The organism is Piscirickettsia salmonis LF-89 = ATCC VR-1361 (assembly GCF_000297215.2).
Taxonomy (GTDB): Bacteria; Pseudomonadota; Gammaproteobacteria; order Piscirickettsiales; family Piscirickettsiaceae; genus Piscirickettsia; species Piscirickettsia salmonis.
In genome coordinates this window covers 1-18,646 of sequence record NZ_AMFF02000049.1, presented here as the reverse complement: position 1 = coordinate 18,646, position 18,646 = coordinate 1, and the positions used below count along the sequence as shown (strand labels likewise).

Annotated in this window: 11 protein-coding genes and 1 pseudogene; 1 reads left to right on the top strand and 11 read right to left on the bottom strand. The window is 35.4% G+C overall.

Translation table 11 applies throughout. The features are described from left to right. Positions 1–2 precede the first annotated feature (2 nt). Genes C200_RS05035 through tssB form a run of 11 tightly spaced genes read right to left on the bottom strand, consistent with a single transcriptional unit; the run spans position 3 to position 17,369 of the window. Positions 3–2,951, bottom strand: a complete 2,949-nt coding sequence (locus C200_RS05035) for a hypothetical protein (RefSeq protein WP_016209633.1) — start codon at positions 2,949–2,951, stop codon at positions 3–5. Further along, positions 2,951–4,672 (bottom strand): hypothetical protein, encoded by a 1,722-nt coding sequence (locus C200_RS05030; protein ID WP_016209614.1) that lies wholly within the window; start codon positions 4,670–4,672, stop codon positions 2,951–2,953. The genes C200_RS05035 and C200_RS05030 overlap by 1 nt, the downstream gene beginning before the upstream one ends. Positions 4,673–4,686: 14 nt before the next feature. Then, positions 4,687–5,091 (bottom strand): hypothetical protein, encoded by a 405-nt coding sequence (locus C200_RS05025; RefSeq protein WP_016209636.1) that lies wholly within the window; start codon positions 5,089–5,091, stop codon positions 4,687–4,689. Further along, complete coding sequence (locus tag C200_RS05020; RefSeq protein ID WP_016209631.1) at positions 5,092–7,965, bottom strand: DUF4280 domain-containing protein; 2,874 nt, start codon at positions 7,963–7,965, stop codon at positions 5,092–5,094. A gap of 2 nt (positions 7,966–7,967) precedes the next feature. Then, on the bottom strand, positions 7,968–9,047 hold the full coding sequence (locus C200_RS05015; protein WP_016209638.1) for a type VI secretion system protein IglI family protein: 1,080 nt from the start codon (positions 9,045–9,047) through the stop codon (positions 7,968–7,970). A 4-nt stretch (positions 9,048–9,051) separates the two neighbouring features. Further along, a complete protein-coding gene (locus C200_RS05010) occupies positions 9,052–10,944 on the bottom strand; it encodes a hypothetical protein (protein ID WP_016209626.1) in 1,893 nt (630 codons plus the stop codon). Positions 10,945–10,975: 31 nt separating this feature from the next. Next, positions 10,976–13,513, bottom strand: a complete 2,538-nt coding sequence (locus C200_RS05005) for an Rcat domain-containing protein (RefSeq protein WP_016209637.1) — start codon at positions 13,511–13,513, stop codon at positions 10,976–10,978. A gap of 31 nt (positions 13,514–13,544) precedes the next feature. Beyond that, positions 13,545–14,708, bottom strand: coding sequence for a type VI secretion system baseplate subunit TssK (tssK, locus tag C200_RS05000; protein WP_016209622.1), 1,164 nt, complete (start codon positions 14,706–14,708; stop codon positions 13,545–13,547). A gap of 5 nt (positions 14,709–14,713) precedes the next feature. After that, positions 14,714–15,325: a hypothetical protein gene (locus tag C200_RS04995; RefSeq protein WP_016209624.1), complete on the bottom strand. Its 612-nt coding sequence runs from the start codon at positions 15,323–15,325 to the stop codon at positions 14,714–14,716. 21 nt (positions 15,326–15,346) lie between these two features. After that, positions 15,347–16,846, bottom strand: a complete 1,500-nt coding sequence (tssC, locus tag C200_RS04990; RefSeq protein ID WP_016209623.1) for a type VI secretion system contractile sheath large subunit — start codon at positions 16,844–16,846, stop codon at positions 15,347–15,349. Positions 16,847–16,862: 16 nt separating this feature from the next. Beyond that, entirely contained in the window at positions 16,863–17,369 is a 507-nt protein-coding gene (tssB, locus tag C200_RS04985; RefSeq protein ID WP_016209615.1) for a type VI secretion system contractile sheath small subunit, read from the bottom strand. A gap of 1,086 nt (positions 17,370–18,455) precedes the next feature. Between tssB and C200_RS16885 the strand changes: the two are divergent. Further along, positions 18,456–18,646: pseudogene (locus tag C200_RS16885) on the top strand (IS701 family transposase); the annotation flags it as partial.

The following is an 18,646-nucleotide window of genomic DNA, read 5'->3' as shown; positions in this document are numbered from 1 at the left end:
AATTAAGAAAAACTCAAGTTTTTCAACTGATAAACGACATTAACCTTCGATTGTGTGTCTTGCCATTGATAACGCTGATGATTCACTTTAGCCGCCACCAATAACGCAAATAAACATAAAGGCTGATGGTTACTTACAATATTGATGCTGTTTCCTGATGAAGTCTGATAGCCCACCGTACAACTTTGATCTTTCCACCATTGATAAGCAATGGGTTGGTTAATGCCTGAGACATTAACACCGATCACTGTATGATCCCCTATTTTTAAAAAACTCATATTAACAAAGTCGTCATCAGCTAGGCGTGTATTCATCATCATCCTCGGCGATACACTTAACTGCAATGCCTGTGGTTGACCATCTTGATGCCAAAACTGTTGGCTGATGTGACTCATCCGATTGATATCAGCAAGCTCAGTTGTAGAGAGCAATGCTTGATTAACAACTGACTGATTGTTAATCCAGCCATTGGGGGTATACACGAGAAAAGGTTTTAGCCACTGATTAAACACTTGCCAAAAATACCCGCCACTTGGGTTTAAGCTTTGCTCTAGTACTGCCGTATTAATGATTTGCTTCGAACTCATATTAAACGGATAGTACTGATCTATTTTACTGATTCCAGGAAGTAACTGCGTCTGCCATACCTGCTGTATATGCCGTTTCACTCCCATCAAGCCAACATTGACAATTTGGTTAAAGACCATAGCAAAACTATTACGAATCACAGGGCTTACTGTCTCCGGCAACCAGTTTTTAACTTTACTAAGCGTGCTCTCCTCACTATTGCCATAATAATCATACACGAGTTTTACCAAGCGCTGATTTTGTGATGCAGAGTCAATACCGTAGCCACCATAAACCGTATTATAAATACTGCTTAAATACGTGACAAAATCACTCGTATCATAATTATCATACAGTTTATTTAAAAATGAAAACTTATCATTAATCATCTTAAATGTACTATTTTTAAATTGAGTATTCTCACTGAGTTGCTTTAGCCCTTTATAAATCAGTGAGTTTGAAGATACAATATTATTTAAATATAATTTTAAACCTTCTGAATTAGCAATATGCGCAGAAAACAAGATCCTAGCAAAGTTATAATATTGTTGTATATAACTTTGTAAATAATTCTCTTTTGATTTTTCAATCAATAAATTTAAACTTGATAAATCAATAATTTTTTCAAGCTTCTTCTGCAAACCCTGGTAAATTTCAAGCCCAGGTAAAATAACACTCTCAACATACGCCTTGGTATAAATGCCACTGACCTGTGCCTGTTGGTCAAAAAATGGGTTATTTACCATCACTCCTTGGCCACTATAACTTGAATTCATCACACTGGCTGAATGCTGACTATAATAATCAGCAATATCATTAATTAAGGCTCTTAACACCACTAAATTAATATTATTATTTTGATAGTACACCGGAGTCTTAATATAGTGCTCACTCACTTCATTAAGCTGTTTAATTAGGCTAAATAAATCCATCTTTTTATCGATGTTTTCAACTTTAATGTTCATAACTTCCGCAAGCTCGTTTAAACGAGTTGAATTGATACGATAAGCTAACGTACTTTGATTCAGCACATCCTGCTGTAAGTGATTAATTAATTGACCAGCTAAATACAATCTAATCTTATGCTGACTCGTTAAAAATGTATTCACACTGATCGCTGGATTATTTAAAATATGGCTAATAATACTAACATCAACACGATTGACTTGATCACTAAACTGATATGTCTCATAAGCGCTATAAGGACTACTTTGCACATAAGTCAGTAAGTCAGTCTGCTTCATCGACAAAACCTCAGCAACTAAGCTGATATTGCTTTCAATAAAATCTTCAGCCTGAGCATCACCATTTGCACGATATACCTGATAATAAAGCTCACCCAAGGCATTATTACTATTATTAGCAATATTGATCAGTAACTGCTGATGAACACGCTCAACAATCTCTTTTTTAACAATATTAATAAATAAATGATCCGGATAAATAACAGTATAGAAAGGCGCCTCAACCGGCTGGTTTTTCGTTTCAACCAGCAGTTGCTCTTTATAACTCACAGCCCCAGTCGTTAATAAAGAAAATCCGGTAAAAATCAACAAATAAGACAACCATGGTAAGCGATCACGCACCTGTGTTTGCTGCATTACTGAGTTTAACGACAAAGTATGACTGACCGTATAGACATTGACTTTTTTGATCTGAGATTCTACTTTAGTATGATAACAGCAAATAGTACCAACCACATCAACATAGTGAATATATTTATCTGTAGTCATCACCATCAATGCTTGGTTCAAACTCATATCAAACATATTGGCAAACTCTGCCGCATCTGTATAAACACGGTTTTGGCTATTTAAATCAATAATTTCTGCCGAAATTAATTGTGACAACTTTGTCACAACGACAAACTTAATTTTTTTCACCCATCCCATCAATTCAAGCAAGTGCTTTCTAAATACCAAACTCATTTTCTCATCCAGCTCAGCAAGTTCTGAACTTAATACCACCGTTGGGTTTAGTTTGGCTTTTTGCCGTGCTAAAAATACACGGAGTATTTTTAATCGCTTCGCCGGAGCCGTTGCGAGCTCATCAATCACCAGGTTAATCAATAGGGCATGCCCCATGACTTTGAACTTGCCTTGTTCATAGATAATATCTTCAGATTGATAAGCTAGCTTTGAAATTAACACATAAGGACGAGTTAAATCTTTTTTTAGCACCAAAAAATTATATATTTTTAGCTTAAATAGTCGCACTGAAAGCGTATTCCAAATATAAATATCAAAAAAATCTTTCAGATAAACTAAATATTTCTTTAATTTTAATTTTTTAATGATAACAACAAGTACGATAATAATCGCCAATGCAATTAAAACCGTTTGAATCGTCAATAGATTATTAATTGCCGGTAAGTATTTATCCATTATTCTCCCTCATCACCACTGCTGGTAAATACAAAGGACATGCCATCATCAGTCAATTTAATTGACTGTTTAATCGAGCTATTTGCATTAGTCAATTCTAACTGGTTTGCATCATCTTTATTGCTTAATTTCATATAACTAGAGCGATCATTGCCCATATTAATTAAGTTCGTTTGCTCACCTTGATTAAGTAAAGAAGAATCAACAGAGTGCAACGCTGCGCTTTCAATCAAGGCAGATTCCATATGCAATTTCAAATTTACGGTTGCTTGATTTGCATAGGGGTAAAAAAACTGATCATAAGGCTGCTTCATCTGTGATGCCGTAATCACTAAAGGTTGATTATTGTCATCAACGCTATATAGAACCTCAACTTGATAATCTAATCGGCCAGCTTTAAGCGCATTATCAAAATCAGCAATCGTGTACTTATATTGATCTTTTGCCTCAGACTCTTTAATCACCCCCTGAGCATATATCGGGTACTCCATCATAGCTGTCACCGGGTACTCTATGCATAGGGTCGTTTGGTCAATTAGCTTAACACTCGAGCACATCTTAAAAAAAGTATGGCTCGACTTGGCCATCTCTTGTTTAAACCAGCCTATTCTAGAAAGATCTATTTCCTGACTAAACTCACATGAGAACTCCAAGACTTTTAGTTCTTTATCAACTAAGATATCAGGTGAATAAACTTTAACATTATCATCTGCCGACGTCTGAATCGTTAAATCAGCTGATTTATTTAATGCCTGATGCAAACCAGTGATATACTTTAAATCCATGTCCACACGATAAAGAGCACTTTGCTGCTGCTGATCAGCCTGATTCAATAACTCTGTTGCGCTGTCAACATCAGTATGCAGATGTGGCAAAACTTTAACTGCTAACTCTTTACTTTGATCCGCTGTGCCGTTAAAAAAAGGCAAACACAAGCGTGAAGCATAGGATGGAGGGCTATGAGCATAAAACTGGATATCAGACATTGAGAAATAGTCGGTTAAATCCCATTGATAATCCTGAGGTTGCAGCTGAGAAGTCACTGTATACGCTGCTGCTCCATCATAGACCAATTCAAGCTGGTAATATTTTAATATATAAATCAAATAATCATAAAAGGTATTTTTTTTATCTTTATCATAATAGCTACAGCCCACAGTAATCAACGATTTTTTTTCAGTTAGGCTTTGTACTGAGCTATCTATAGTAAAGTCAATAAACACGTTATCTTTATCTAATAAATCAAAGTAGCTTTGAAAAACGTCCTGATAACTTGTATCAACAAAAAGATCAAAACAAGAAAATTGGGAAGCCAAAACCGCCAGCGGGTCTTTAAACTCAATCGTAATTTCTTTATTGTTTATATTTTCATAACGTACAGAATAACGTGTAGCTGGTATAAATTGACTATAGCCACAGCAAGAAAACGTATAGTTTTCTTCTGTCTCCTCATCACTATTTAAGCTTAGCCTATTATTTGCATTCGCTTCAATTTTAATTAAAAAGGCATTTAGTAAATATTCTTGCTCAGCATCAACCTGGCCTTGGTCGTCAGTATGGCTTTCATAAAAAACAAACTGACCTTCAGCACCAAAACGTGTTTTTTTATAAAAAAAATGTTTAATATACGCACTGCCAACAATAAAATCATTGGTTTTTGTTAATGTATCATCATAACAAGTTAGCGTGATCGCTAAATCTTGGTCTAATAAAAATGACATCTCACTACCTTTTTTTATGAGGCACTCACAGTCATCGCTTTTAATGCCACTTCTTGCGTTGCACTGACCGTCGTTGTATTTTGAGAAGATACAGTGATATTCGCCCCATTAATTTTTATATCAGAACCTAACTCAATACTATTACCATTGCAAGATAACTCTATTTTTCCATCTTCTATTTTAATATAAGTACCATCACCAACTGAAAGCTGGATTGACTTATCATCCATACTAATACTACTGTCTTGCACAGATAATACTTGATTTTTTTGCGCTTTAACTAAAATTTCATCCGCTGCTGCTGTCAATAAAGACTGTTCCGATTGCAAAGAAAGCGTCGTGGTTTTATCATCCTTCAGTGCATTTAGCTCAACACCGTCTTTATCACTAATCACGGAAGATATAATACTACTTGCCATTTAAGTCACCTTCATCTCATCTTGCCCAGGATCAGCAATTGTTAGGGTGGATGTTAGCATACTAAAAATACAATAACATTGGCTTTCATTTGTCGCCAGCGGTAAGCTCATCGCTTGAGTAAGCATAGCCACTGGAAAAAAAGGCATAACAATCGGCATACACGTCGTTGGCAAAATACCAAAATTTGCAATCGCTAGTGGATTTGACGATGACATACAGGCACCAAAGCTTGGAATGTTTAAATATGGAATCACATTAAGCATAACCGTCATCGATTTCCCTGGGCCATACTCTTTACCTAAGGGAATAACATTCAATGGCATCTCTGCCAACCCTTTATCACACTTAACCTGAGCCCCTGAGGCTACACCAATTTGGTCTCCCTCAGCACTCGCCGCAAACGAAGAAAAACTGGATGTCAAGCAGGCAATTGCTTCATTAATATCATTAACCAACTGCTCAAGGCCGGGAAAATAGGCCATCAAACTGTCCATATCAATGGCAGGAACAACTGGAATATAACCGTTTAATGTATCTTTTAAGCTTTGATAAGCAGCTAAAGCCTGATCCGTTAACCCTTGTAACTTAGCCAATCCAGTAGCATATTGATCGAGTGCTAGGCTTTTTAAGCTCTGATAAGCGTCAGTTAACTCACTAAGTTTAGCTAAAGCATCATTATAAAGCCCAATAATATCAAGTAAAAAACTATTGCCACTTCCACCCAGCAAGTTCGATAGCGTGCTTTTAAGTTGATCAAGTGATCCCATGATATTGTCCATAGAAAGTGCATCTTTAAACTGATCTGCCAAACCACTCACTGCTGATATAAGTGAAGCAAGCGCTGAAGAAATTGTCGAACATAGTGAAAATTTACTCCATAACCCGTTCAACTTATCCATTAGACCATTTAACATATCGCTTAAATTCGGCAAAGCAAAATCGAATAAACCTGATGCCTGTCCCATAAATTGATCAACAATGCCACTTGCCCAGTCAGACATTTTATTTTTAATATCACTAATTTTATTAAGGATATTATTAATAAAATCTAAATTAATTGAAAAAAGCCCCGACCCATCACTAGAGCCTAAAAAGCTTGCTAGCATTTTTTTAAGCAAATCGGCCAACTCAGAAAGTTTCATTAAATTAATGCTGGACAAGCCTAAGCTAAAATCAGGCAAAGAAAAGTCCATATCAAGCAAAGGTGGTAACGCCAAACCACAAACGCTCATCTCAATATTGTTTGTCATCGCAGTGCTCGCATCTAACACACTATTATTTTCCATCACTTGGTCAAGTTGAGCTTGCAATGCTGCTTGCGTCGCTGCAAGGTCTGCAAATTGATCTTCATAAGCGGATAAATCAGGTGCATTGATCCCACTTGCCGCCATTATGGCCTCTGGATCTGATAAGCTAGATTGGAGGTTAGTCAATTGTGAATACGATGCTAATGCCGACTGCATCAGCTGATCTTTTTGTCCAGCATAATTAGCTAATGCACTCGATTGGTAGTTATTTAATGTTTGTTGATAATTTGCAACTGAATTTGCAACCGCATCAAATTGGCTATAGCCCATTTGCGTCATTTGCTCACCCAAATTCATAAAGCTCGCAGCACTCGCCTGCATTGTCGTAAAATCCGCTACGGAGAAATCACTGCACTGACTACACTGATTCCAGGCTTCAGCTTGCAAATCCAATTGCTGCGTTTGGCTTGCCAAGCGAACAAAAGAATTATCTTCTGTCATCTGGCTCATCGCTTCGTCTATTTTTTCCTGAGGGTAAGGGTTATAGTTTTGATATTCACTCAGAAAATGCTGATGTTGCTCATCAACCATTGCACTTAACTGTGCCAACTGATCCGTTTTTAATTGATCTAAACTTGCAGCACCCACTTGGCTGCTATGCGCATTCAAAAAAGACTGCATCGCTAATAAATTTTGAGTATTCTTTAAAACAGCACCCTGATTAGCCGCAATATCACTCAAGCTTTGCTCAGCACACGCAACCTGTTGACTTAACTGATCAGACAGTACTTGGCGAGCATGACTGCCTTGATAGCCTAAAAATAATGCTGCACTTTGAGCTACACTCACCCCTTCACTATCATCATTGCCCTTTTGAGACGTAGCGCTTACCCCTTCAGAGGAAAAATCATTAGCAATATGGTCACCATAGCCAAAAAACACGGCACTCTTCTCTTGCAGTGAAGACAAGCTCGATACGCTATCAAATTGAAATAAAGACTCAGGAATAAGATCCGTCGGTACATTCACTCCCATAGCTGTACTTAAGTCGGCAGTTGGTAGTTCAAAATCAGGTAATTTGTCAGGTAAACCGCTACTATTCACCAAATCACTCATGGTACTTTGTGTGCTACCATACAATTGCGATAAAGTCCCTGCTATCCCATTCACATTTTGCTGTAACTGATCAAATGCTGCACTATTCGTATCCCCTGGTACTTGATGCCGGTCTTTTAAATTAATCAGCGATGATTTAAGCTGCTGTAAATGATATACCGAGGGGCAACGATTTTCGATTTTATGATAATCAACTAACTGCTGTTGTGATTGATCCGCCAAGGCAGAAATTTGCGAAGCTGTTTTATTTTTTAAATCACTAATCGATAAAAAAAGCTTGCTTTTATCCATTGGCATGACATCTTGCACTTGAGCAAGGTGATATTGACAAGACTCCAATGGGCTTGCCAATACTTTTTTAGGCTGTACTTCTTGTACTAATGAAACTGATTGACTCACCGCTTGTTGGCTTTTTTCCACAGCAGCAGAAAAATCAGGGGTAGGCACATCACTGCCTATATCATGCAATGAGGCCTGTAATGGAGAGAAATCAGTTAAATTAAAGCCCATAATCAGTCAAATTCAAAATCAAACCGATTATCTTCACTATCTTCATGCGCATTATAGCTATCTTCTTCCTCTGCGTCTTTTTCTTCTTGATCATATGCGTTTTCTTCATAACTAGAGAGCTCTTTAAGAGCATCGGCCTGATCAAAATCATGGCTATTACTCAACCTCTCGCTATTTTCTTCATTCGCAATACGTGAGTACTCTTTTTTATTAATTACTCCCATCGTGGGCAAAATTGAGCGACTCTCTCTAATAAACTCAGTGACATCATGCGTATTATTTAACTCATCAGTGCTAAATATTTCACCACCAGAGACTAAAGCCTCAGGACTCGATCTATACATTTGAACAGCAATATGCCATTCTAAGGTGTCTTGACTCGTATCAATAAATTTTTGCATTTTTGCATAAGATTTAGATAAATTTCTATAAAACGGCACAAATACCTCAGGAAAATACTCGATAGGATCAAATCGAGTTAATTTATCTTGAATATCCTGATAAAACAAAGCGGCTTCAAACAATCGGTTCTGATTCACAAGTTCCATACATAATTCAATTTTTTTAAATAATTGTGATAACTTAGATGAAGATCTTAAACCAGTAGAAATTGATTCTTTAGGCTGCTCTTCTATTTTTTCTTCATTTTTATCAACTTCTTGATTATCTAGCTCTCTTTTAGCATTTAGTAAATAATTTTTAAATTTATTAAAAGACACATCAATATTAATTGATGTAGGCAATGCTTTTTTAAAGATCAATAACCCAGATGATACATCATCAATCGATTCATGTAAAATCAGCGTATTGTCATGAATATTATCATTGATTGTATCAAATATCCAGGTCAAGGTTTTTGTATTTTTTTTTACCTTTTTATACTCAAACTCATTACCTGCAATAAATTCAGTAAGCGCAGATAATGATTCTAGACATGTCCCTTCAACTATATAGCCGCAAACACAAGAATAGGCTAATAAATCTAAGTTACTTTCTCCTTCCTCAAAACTATTTTTTATAAGCTCAAGGGCTTCTTGATATTTAAACTCATAAATTAGCTTTACTATTAACTCTTGGCTCATAATATCACTCCGGCATTGAATCTAAAGATGCTATAAAACGCTGGCTTGTTGATCGTGTAAGTGTTTCCATTTCTTTTTCAATGAAATCTAGTGCATGTTGATCTCCAAACTGCTCGCCCTCATTTTCATAATTAGCGTTATATGCGCTCAGCACATATTGTTGCATACGTGTGGTATACTCCTTTATCGTATCGACTTGCTCATTTACAGCCAATTGGACTTTGTCTTGATTTTTTTTCAATAAGCGCCTTAATTGACTAAGCCCAAAACCAGCCTTATGCTGAGCAGATTTTAGCTCTATTTGCAGCTGAACCTCACCGTACAAGATCTCTAATTGCTTATAGCCTCGCACAAAAGCTTTTTCAATCTCTTTTGACTGCGTCGTCATTTTTACTGCAGCATCACCATTAATCGATATGGGCGGCTTACAGCTATTCATTATTCTCATATAATCCGATATTTTTCGAGATGATTCTTGACATTTTTTCAACATGCCATTCAAATCAATAGGATCATCTCTTTGCGAGTCACAAACTTTTGCAATACCTTGATCGCCAAACTCTTGCACAATCAGCAAATAAATTTTGAACGTATCCTGGTAACAAGATAAAGAAAAACTCTCAATAACAAGACCATAGAGCGCTTGAAAAAGATGTGGGCGCGGGGCCTGTTCTTCAACATTCATGATATGACGCCTAAAAGAAGTAGAGAATGTTTGTGGGCCTTGGCGATCATCATCATCATCACTTAAACTTGAAAATGCCTGAATAAAGTCTTGATGATACTCATCAATATTGAGCATACTTCCAAAGTTACGCCGAACTGCCTCAATAGAACTATCAACCCCTACTAATACCTCCGGTATTATTTCTAGTACTCTGGTAATTTTATTATCATATGACATTTGATTATTAGTAATAACACCGGATAACTTTAAGCAACACTCTGTTGTTCGTCTATTATTCATTGTGAGCAGCACTGCAATCGACATATAAAATGTACTTAACCGCCATAACATTTCCTCATGGTTTCTAAACTGCTCAGCAACTTCACCATCATGACGAACTTTACGCTGTCTTTCTCTCAAAGAGCCAATTACCGCGGCATCGCTCTCAATATCATTGAATTCATCCTGGCCAACAATATCTGCAACAAACTCATCCATCACCTTAGTAAATGCACTAGAAAGCCAGTCCTGAGAGGTATAAAACTGCTGTGCCAAAACCATTTGAGACGACAAAACATGAGAAATTTGACTAAATTTAGTAAAAAAATTTCTTGTTAAAAGCTCAATATTCAAAGCCGACAATGACTCAATTGCTATTTTAGTAAGCTGCTGAAAAGCGATATAACATTTGTCCTTACCTATAGGAAAAAATTCTTCGTCTTTAATTAAGCTTTTCCAAAGTTTTATCCTATTAAGCAACTGATCCATAGATTCATAATTAAACTCCTGCTGAGAAAAATTTCTTAAAAATGCGAAGTTTTCACCTGCAATCCACATTCTATCCTTATGTGTACTCAACATTCTACGACTCACTAATCTAAAATAATATTTTAAAGGAGCCATCATTTTCATTGCATAAAAAGTAAAACGACTGGTTGATGGTTTAGTATTACATGCAATATATCTTAAAAGAATTCTACGTAAATTTGTTTTACTCAAATGTGCGCCAGCGGTAAAATAATTGTATATAGTTCCCTTTGTTGCATCACCAAGCTCATAATCTCTATTTATTCTAACTTGATATGTTCGATAAAGAGACAGTATTTTTCTTATTTTATCAAACTCGCTTTTTTTACCTGGCCCTCTTCCTCTCAATAAAGTTCTATTAGTAAATGTAGATGATTCTTTAATTTCCGGTAAACTTTCATAAACGTTATCAGATGATGGCATAGTTATAACCTTTAAATCTTGTTGTTATATATTATCTACCTCTGTAAGCTTGAGCAGCGCCCTCGTCTCCTTTCCACACTCTATAGTCTTGAGCAGTCAGCATAACTCGAACCCGCAGACCTGCCTGCTGGCGTTTCTGATAAATCTCATGGTATTTTTTATCGTGAATTCTACCTGAACACTCACGACAGACATACTTACTTTGCAAAAGGGCAGTAGTTTTAGCATGCTCATCACAAAACTTCCCATGCCAACAAGCCCGACAAGAATGGTAAGGCATAAGTCTAGCTTCTTTTCGACACTCAGGATGTTGGCACTGTTTCTCCGTACCTTCTGCAATCATTGTAGGAGCCTTAGCATTTTGCCCCATAAGATTTTGATAAACCAGCACCTCATAAAACTGCTTTTCATCCATTAACTCCTCATCTTCTTCTAATTCTGGAATGTCAAGTTCAACTCTCTGACCTTGCTCCTCATAGCCTTTTATATGTAAGCCTCGAGCAAAGATCTGGTTTACTACCGGACTAACATCCTTATCTTTTCCTGTTGCAGCAAAAATTAATGCAGCATTGTCAAATATATTTCCAAAACTTTCATGCAATTTATCTCCAATTATCTTATAATAATTCCTTGCCGCCCCTTTTAACTCCTCCCCATGATTATCAGAAAATGCTTTCACTTTTCCATCAAATGGTCGACTTTCCTCACCTTCACTGGTTGTTTGATTAACATTCAAATCTAAAGTATCCAAAGAATTATTTAGGCGTTTTTCTTCATCAAAGATACCCAATATACTTAAAAAACTTCTTTTAGAGCTCTTATCTGATGCACTATAGAGACTTCGGATGCTAGACATTTTAATGCCACTATCTCCATATAAATCAACTTGGGCTTTCACTTCTGCTGCACATGTGGCAAGCGCCCCCCTTAACTCTCCAGTATGCTTTGCTATCCCGTATATCTCACTTCTAAACTCACCAAACCTTTCATCTTTAATTTTTTTAGTTAATTTAGATTTATATGATTCAGAAATCTCTTTCATTAATTCAAATACTTCACTAGCAACTCTATTTATATTACCAACTAATTTAGAGCAGTTTTTTCCAATATTCTCTATTTGTGAGTCACCAAATTCTTGCATATAATCTCGATAAATTGTTAATACATTATTCATAGAAAAAAGAACCATCTGCTTTAGAATCAACTTGGCCATAGTTACATATAAGTCAGTATGTTTTTTCATATGATCCCTGAATGTTTGCCTAAAGCTTTTATTCCTCATGATCTTAGTACATTCATCTTCTAATATTTGCTCTATATAGGCCTGAACTGGATTACCTTGAACACCTTCTCCATTAGCAACACTTTCCACGCACTTTAAATATTTTTGAACATCTGACGCCTTAATTTGAGTGTCATTAATATCCATTGCCCCACTAATAGAAAATATTGCTGCACATAGATCCATATAATCATTCGCACTATGTATTTTATCTACTATTACTCTTTTTTGATAAGCTTCAGGATCTATTTCATCCCCCTGCTCTTGACCCCGAGGTCTATATTCAAATTCAGCCTCTTTTCCTCGATAAATGTCTTGCTTTTGAGAGGAATGCTTCAATATATCTCGAGATGTTAAAAATTGTTCTGATGCTAAAATAATCGCCTCAAATAAATTAACCAACTCATCGAGCTTACAGACGAAAGCACGCGTACAAAACTCAACAAGTAAGCGCTCTAAATGCTGATAACCCCTTTTAAAAAGTTCCTGAAACATAGCATTAACATCACCATGGCCCAAAATTTCATACTTCCTTGCGTCTGCTCCATCAACAGCATCACCATCGCGTTTTTTAGTTGCCTTAATAGTTGTCAACAACCACCACAAATATACTCTCGATGCAAGCAAACCTAATGTGTAAAAGTCAAGGTGCATATTAGAAAGGCTATCGATAAACTCATAAGTTTCAGTAACTAACCATAAACGATCTTTGTAATGGTTTTCATATGTGTCTTTCCCTTTTGCATTTAATGTGTTAGACCAGTCATTTAATATAGTCAACATATCAAGTGATATAGAAGAAAATGCTGTTGAAACGCCAATATTAGAATAAGAAAGTATCGGTTTTCTTTTAAGAACTTGACGCATATTTTTGCGTGTTAAGCTAGGGTCCATCACTAACTTTTTAGGCCCTAAAATTGGAAATGCTGCATATGTCGCATTAGGATTAATTTTCATACGCTCACATGTCGGCTTAACGCCTGCAGCCCCATAAGTAGCAAGAATCATTAACATTTTCTGATCCTCACCAAGAGCTCTAATTTTAGGAAACCAACCCACCCAATAGAGCCGTTTTGATCCAACCCCTGTCCTAGCAACATTTTGAGGTAGCTGCTTCCAACAATGGTCTGCCAATTGTGCCAACTCTGCATTCACCTCTGCTGTTTGATCTGCGCCATTTGCAACTTGAGAAGCTTTTTGCAAAACAACACTTTGTAGAGCTGACTGACCTGCGCTTTTAGCACTATTTAACGCAAAATCTGTTAATGATGGAAATAAGCTTGACATACAATAGCTCCTCTTTTATTATCTCTAAGACCTATGCTTTTATAATCGCTAAATCATTGCCATCTAAAATTGGATAGTTCAACAGGCTTAATTTTTTATCTTTTTTAATATATTCGAATTCATAATCTTTTTTTATTAACAGTGCTTTATAGCCACTACGCTCATTAAATACCCCTCGATATTTATCCTGGTCAATAAGGCTAGCTCCAGACAGGGATCTTGATATAATGGTATTAATCCTTGATGGCGCACACACTTTCACTTGTTTAACATATTTTTCTTTTATAATTAAAATAAGATCTGAATCACTAATTAAATCAATGGATTTAGAAAAAACAATATTATTTTCAACACAGTAATCAATATGAGTAAATTTATTAAGCTTACGTGCTAGCTCTATAAAAATAAGGCTGGTTAAATTATTAAAACTAATCGCAAAATTATCATGACTATAAGAAAGTAAGTCGTTATTTAAATGATCTATATCCGTAACTAAGGTATAAATTCTCGTTAAATTCTGAAACAAGTAAATAGGGTGGCACTGCACTGAGTTTTTTGCATTCACCAGTAAAAATATTAAATCACTAATTAATAATTTAATAAAACTTCGATAAGAAGGCGATGCATCAAGTGATTTCTTCTTCGAATAAAGTCTTAATTCCTGAATAAGTTTATTTGTAATTATTTCTACTTTATTGAAGCATTGAGTAGCAATAGAAAGCGATGGGGCGATAAAGTTATCACTGACTTTAAATTCACCATCGACCTTTTTATCAAGATCAAACACTTTCATAGTAAATTTTGAGTTAGGTATTATTTTATCAGCAATAAAAATTTTTTCTTTCAATAAAATTATCTTACCATTCTCAGTTTTCTTATAAATATCCTCACTTTTTACTATATTAATATAAATACTAATACGCTCTTTATCTATTTCATTTAAATCCAGAGCATTAACCGTAGCATTTTTACTAATATCTATATATTCACCTTCATGCGTTAATAAGCTTATGCGGCTGAGCTTTAAAATACCCAACTGCATCTCAGCTTCACTCCAGCAAATATCTAACAAACCATAGCTTGGAATGCCACAACTGGCATTCCCAAATTTTTGCTGAACCATTAAATACTCAGTTAAGTATTCAAAGTGCTCCGGGTAAAGGTATTGGTCATTATACCACTTAGGTTTTAGCATATTGTTCAACCAAAACTAACATCTTTTGCAATGTTAAGTTGGCTAACCCTCTGTAATGCATATTGATTTGTATAGTCCGCCATATGGTGCCCACTAAATTCAACATAAGTATATAAGCTGCCATGAACTTCAAAACGTACATTATTCATATGGGCTTGCACAACAATTGGACTTTGTGGGGTAAGTGCCTCAAACCACGTGCTAGAACCATCAGTTGCATCAAAAGACTTACATGACTGCTGCTTATTCGGGCCATCAAAACTAAAAACAACGGTTGTCTCTTTTGCAGAAAACCTGATTTCTTCTAGTTGAGTAAAGGCATCTTTATGAAAATAGCCAGCGATACTCACATGGTGAGAACCAATCTTATTATCACAAGGCAGAGTCATGGAAGTTAAGGCAAACTGTGACTCACTCACCGCGGTTTCCCCCCCTTCATAAGTTGGTAAATTGCTCGATGGACTTTTACCATTAAAAGTTACCGTTGAAAAAAATATACGGGGTTGTAATTGCAAATCTTGGCTATTTGATCCTGAAGTCACCGCTGCATCAGGGGTTAAATTAATATTTAAATAACCATTTTCAATACTCCACGCATCAACTAATTGACCAGACATAATGTCTCCTTATTTAATAGTTTAATTATCTAAACGTGTATCAATTTTTAGTTCAACATCCAATCCCTCAAACTGGATATGAGGAAGAACAGTAATACTGCAACTATACCACCCTGCTTTGCCATCAATTTTTTCCACTGTAATCTCAGCTTTTTTAAATGGAAAAAATGAAACAGTTAACTCATCGGGGTTAGAGATTAACGTGACATAGTTACTAATCCAGCCCTCGAGCTTCTGCTGAATATATTCTGCACCTGCGGTTGTTCCTATATCTGCTCGCATCATCGTTCTAACATAATGAGCAATACGGCAAATTGAATAGGTATAAGCTAAATTAGCAATCATTTGAGAGTTCTCAGAATCATTTGGATCTTCAAATTCCTCAACTAGCTTCAATGATTGCGTACTAAAAAAACAGGCGTTGGAAGTACCCTTTTCATAAACCAAAGGCATAAATCCAGCATTAGCAAACTCTAATTCACGATAATCTGGAATCATAAACTCAACTGGCGCTTTAATTTCTTCTTTGCCTCGTACATTAAAGGTCGGTGTTGCTAAGCCTTCAAGTAACCCACCACCTTTAGGGCCACGAATTTGTTGGCACCAACCATTAAGCGCAAATGCTTGCGTTAAGTTCTTAGCAAATAAAATCGCTGAATTGCCCCATGCATATTGCTGGTCATCAAAATAGTTCATTTCTTCTTTAAAAGTTTTCAGGGCTTTTCCAACGGGATTAACTAATGGGTCATAAGGCACTCGCAATAAATAACGCGGCAAAGTTAAACCAATATAAGTCGCTTGCTCTGTTTTTCTAAATTTATTCCAAGCACCAAATTTAGGGTGAGAAGTAAGTCCTTCTAAATCAGTAATCAAAGACAACTCTTCCACCGTATTACAATCAAATAACTGTGGAGAAGCACTACTGACAAATGGTGCATGAGATACTGTTGCAACTTTACCCATGGCAGATAGCCAAGCAATATCTTCTGGACTACGACTAAACTCATACAGACCAATCATTGTCCCATACGGCTCACCACCAAATTGGTCATACTCTTTTAGATACACTTTTTTAAATAAGTCTGCACCAGTAATGTCAATACTATTGCAATCAAAATCCTCTTCTAGCTCTTCCTTCGTGACATCCAATAAATCAATTTTTATATTTGCTTGAAAATTAGTATCTTTAACCAAGTTATCAATTGCAAGCCAAATCGACTCTAATGTTTTAAATTTTTGATCTGATAAAACCTCATTAACTTGCTCAGAAATTAAATGATCAATTTTATCTAAAATATTTTGAATAAGCCCTTTATTAAAGCTTTCTAAATTTTCCGTATTTGCAAGCAACAAACATAAGCTGGCAACTAAACGCTCTTCATCACTATAATCTTTACCAACAACTTCAAATGTTTCTCCCTCACTAAGAGACTCACTGTTATAAAGAGTTTCACTTAAATTCAAAGTATTAAATAACGTATTTATATTCGTTTCTTGTTGCACTTGAGTTTCTAAACTCATAACTTTCCCCCAACTTTTAAACTTTGAATTTTTCTAATTTTGGTAAGGTTGCCTTGAAATTTTCTAATTGCTCTTTATTTTTCATTAAGCTAAGTATTTTTCCACGAAATTTCTTGTTATTATCAACATAAGACTCTAACTCTTTAACCATTTTTTTCATAATAAGTAGTGACTGAACTTCTGGAATTTCTTTAGCAATAAAGTCAGGTCTTAGTGATTTCATAGAATTAATTGGCAAATCAATACTAATGGTTGGAGCCTTCTCAGGATTTATTTTATTATCGACATCAATTTTTAGTGACATACTCATATCATTCATTAGTGCATCTAATGATGCATTTACACCAATTTCGCGAATTTCGCGCTCATCTAAATCAATCTCGCGATCCTTAGAGCTGCCTAAAGAAAGATCACCCATTACTAACAACTTAAATGGTAATTCCTTATCTTTCTTCTTGCCATTAACTTCAGTCTGATAGTGAATTTTAATTCTTGACTTTGGAATTTGATCAACAATAGCCATACATAAGCACCTCTAAATTTAATAAAAAAACATAAGATAAAATTCATTACAAGCACATATTAAATATTGACTATAAAAATTTAAACAAATAAATAGTCAAAATATCTCAGTAAAAATTTACAATGCTATTAATTGTTTTAATAAATAAAACATATAATAATTTGACTATTAGAAATAAATTCTATTTAAAAACTGTTAATTAAAATAAAACTAACAGCACTTAATTATTTAATAATCATATTTTCACTAAAACAATCAAAACTAAAGTCAATCTATATTAAATAAAAATATATACACTAAAGTTTTTTATATCAAAAATCATTAGTAAAATCACTCTATAATTTTCATATGTAATTTACCTTTATATTAAAATACCTTTGCCCAATACCACTCGAAGTTAAATTAAATAAAGTAAATCTTAGCACTAAACCACCTGCTTTATTTTATAGTCTAGATATTAAAAACAATAATTGAAAATTAGATATTTTAATACATATAAAGATAATATTTTTCTTAGTTAATATATTAATATTCTAAACATTATCTTAACTTGAAAAATATCAGCCCAATACGCCTATATCAACCAACCTCAGCGAGCAATTAATGCTTAATTAGCGTGCATTCGATATAAACTCCTAACTGAAGATAGCAACCCCTTTGCAATTATGCTCTTAAATCCAAAAAAATGAACGTTGTAGTACAGACAGAGTCATGAAGTACTTGTCCCGTAATAAACTTAAGCTGCATAATGCTAGAAACAGCCTGCCAGCCTACTTTATATCAGGATGGTGAACTTATAAATTACCAACACTCCGGTGGAAGGTTAGCTCTATGGTGCTCAGAATATTTAAAAAGCACTCAGCTCGATAAATTATGAGAAGAAAATGGTTGGGCGATAGCAATGTTGTTCCCTTTGCTATACTTGTAACCAGTTTGGTCTGATTGGAGAAAAAGATAAATAAATTTGCGCAAAACTCAATTTCCCTATCCCCGCAGCAAGCTACGGGGTATTTCGGGAAATTACCCCTTCGGGTCGTAATGCGCCTTGTTTTTTTTCGCAGCAAGCTGCGGGGAATCAGCCCCTCAGCGATTGATGGCCAACCCATCCTGGATACCTATAAAAAACGCTGGAGTATTGAGGAATTTCACAAGTCAATAAAACAAAATTCGAGCTTTGAAAAGTCGCCTACGCGGATTGTCACATCTCAGTTGAACCATATTTATTACAGTATTCTTGGGTTTTGCAGATTGGAAAGATTAAACGTAAGCGTCGCTAC

Excerpts from the sequence above, each read along its gene's own strand:
- C200_RS05035 (WP_016209633.1), bottom strand. The coding sequence starts at position 2,951 with ATGGATAAATACTTACCGGCAATTAATAATCTATTGACGATTCAAACG.
- C200_RS05030 (WP_016209614.1), bottom strand. The coding sequence starts at position 4,672 with ATGTCATTTTTATTAGACCAAGATTTAGCGATCACGCTAACTTGTTAT.
- C200_RS05025 (WP_016209636.1), bottom strand. The coding sequence starts at position 5,091 with ATGGCAAGTAGTATTATATCTTCCGTGATTAGTGATAAAGACGGTGTT.
- C200_RS05020 (WP_016209631.1), bottom strand. The coding sequence starts at position 7,965 with ATGGGCTTTAATTTAACTGATTTCTCTCCATTACAGGCCTCATTGCAT.
- C200_RS05015 (WP_016209638.1), bottom strand. The coding sequence starts at position 9,047 with ATGAGCCAAGAGTTAATAGTAAAGCTAATTTATGAGTTTAAATATCAA.
- C200_RS05010 (WP_016209626.1), bottom strand. The coding sequence starts at position 10,944 with ATGCCATCATCTGATAACGTTTATGAAAGTTTACCGGAAATTAAAGAA.
- C200_RS05005 (WP_016209637.1), bottom strand. The coding sequence starts at position 13,513 with ATGTCAAGCTTATTTCCATCATTAACAGATTTTGCGTTAAATAGTGCT.
- tssK (WP_016209622.1), bottom strand. The coding sequence starts at position 14,708 with ATGCTAAAACCTAAGTGGTATAATGACCAATACCTTTACCCGGAGCAC.
- C200_RS04995 (WP_016209624.1), bottom strand. The coding sequence starts at position 15,325 with ATGTCTGGTCAATTAGTTGATGCGTGGAGTATTGAAAATGGTTATTTA.
- tssC (WP_016209623.1), bottom strand. The coding sequence starts at position 16,846 with ATGAGTTTAGAAACTCAAGTGCAACAAGAAACGAATATAAATACGTTA.
- tssB (WP_016209615.1), bottom strand. The coding sequence starts at position 17,369 with ATGGCTATTGTTGATCAAATTCCAAAGTCAAGAATTAAAATTCACTAT.